At 67.0% G+C, this 1,591-nt stretch carries 2 protein-coding genes and 1 tRNA gene; 2 read left to right on the forward strand and 1 reads right to left on the reverse strand.

Features of this window, described 5'->3' with window-relative positions:
* The first annotated feature begins 146 nt into the window (after nucleotides 1–146).
* The gene (xerC, locus tag HUX53_RS42405; RefSeq protein ID WP_309237005.1) at nucleotides 147–989 is read left to right on the forward strand and encodes a hypothetical protein; all 843 of its coding nucleotides are present in this window, start codon (nucleotides 147–149) and stop codon (nucleotides 987–989) included.
* Entirely contained in the window at nucleotides 892–1,140 is a 249-nt protein-coding gene (locus HUX53_RS42410) for a tyrosine-type recombinase/integrase (RefSeq protein ID WP_309237006.1), read from the forward strand. Before xerC ends, HUX53_RS42410 begins: the two co-directional genes overlap by 98 nt.
* A 102-nt stretch (nucleotides 1,141–1,242) precedes the next feature.
* Here the strand turns inward: HUX53_RS42410 and HUX53_RS02185 are convergent.
* Nucleotides 1,243–1,316, reverse strand: a tRNA-Pro gene (locus HUX53_RS02185).
* Nucleotides 1,317–1,591 lie beyond the last annotated feature (275 nt).

Here is a 1,591-nt window from a genome sequence, read left to right on the forward strand (position 1 = left end):
TCGCCAACGACGACCTCGACCGTTACTGGGCCTACCACCTGCGCCGAGAGCACGAACGCACCCATGACCAGCATGAATACGCACTCACCGCCTGACCGGCACGCTCACTGAAAACGAGCTACACCCACCGGACTTCATCGAACCCGGTGGACTCCAAGGGCCTCAAAGGACTCGACGAAGAGACGGTCGTCAACTACACGGGCCTGGCCCGCAAGCATGTGATCCCGCTGATCGGCAGGCCGAAGGTCGGTGATCTGCGGGCCGATGACGTGGACGAATGGCTGGACGGGCTCTCGGGCACGTTGTCGACGCGGAGTCTGCGGCTGGTGCACGCGATCCTCAAGCGTGCGATCCGGCAGGCTCAGGCGCGGGACATGGTCATGCGGAACGTGGCCGAGCTGGTCAAGACTCCCAGGGGCACGGCCGGGCGTCCGAGCCGGGCTCTGACGCTCGACCAGGCGCGGGCCGTTCTCGAAGCGGCCCAGTCATCGCGATTGCACGCCTACGTCGTGGTCAGCCTGCTGACCGGCGTCCGGACAGAAGAAGCCCGGGCTCTGCAGTGGGCCCACGTCGTGGCGTGGATCGACGACGCGGCCGAATGGCGGCCGGTGGCCAAGGCCGGCTTCGACCGTGACACCTTCGCCATCTATGTGTGGCGGTCGGTGCGGGCTCACGGCGACACCAAGACCGAGAAGTCGCGCCGGACGCTGGAACTCCCGCTTCGGGCGGCGGACGCTCTGCGCAGGCATCACACGCGCCAAGCCTCCCAGCGGCTCAAGGCGGGCCAGGCGTGGCGCGACACCGGGCTGGTGTTCTGCTCGACGACAGGGAGGCCGCTGGACGCGGCTGGTGTTCTGCTCGACGACAGGGAGGCCGCTGGACGCGGCGAACGTGCGGCGGGCGTTCCGGCTCATCACCAAGAAGGCGGGGATCGGGGAGTCCTGGTCTCCGCGCGAGTTGCGTCACTCGTTCGTCTCGATCATGAGTGACGGCGGGGTGCCCATCGAAGCGATCGCCGATCTGTGCGGGCACTCCTCCCCGGCGGTCACCGGGCAGGTGTACCGGCATCAGCTCCGGCCGGTGATCAGCAGGGGCGCACGGGTCGCCGACTCGGTGTTCGGTACGGGCGAGTCGGCGTAGGCCGACCGGTGGTGGCTCCCCTTTTGGCTCCCCATCGACTTTCAAGATCGAAAAAGGGCTCCGGAGTGATCTCCGAAGCCCCTCTGAGCTGGTGTTTCTCTGTCGGGACGGCGGGATTTGAACCCACGACCCCTTGACCCCCAGTCAAGTGCGCTACCAAACTGCGCCACGTCCCGGTGCCCGGCTGAGCGGGCTTGATTACTGTAGCGCAGTCCGTGGGGTCGTGCGTACCGGGTTACGGGGGCGCTGATCTCTGGTAGGGAAGGCGGATGGTGTCTTTGCGGGGCGTGCTCGCCGGGGTCGTGTGCGCGGGGTTGGTCTCCGGGTGCGGGGGAGGGGTTGGGTTAGCAGTTGGGGTAGGGGTCGCGGTAAGGGTAGTGTTTCGGTGAGGGGATTTCGTAGGGGTAGGGCTGGGGTTCGTCGTAGTGGAAGGATAGGTAGAGGGTGGGGG

This window comes from Actinomadura sp. BRA 177 (genome assembly GCF_013372625.1).
Taxonomy (GTDB): Bacteria; Actinomycetota; Actinomycetes; order Streptosporangiales; family Streptosporangiaceae; genus Spirillospora.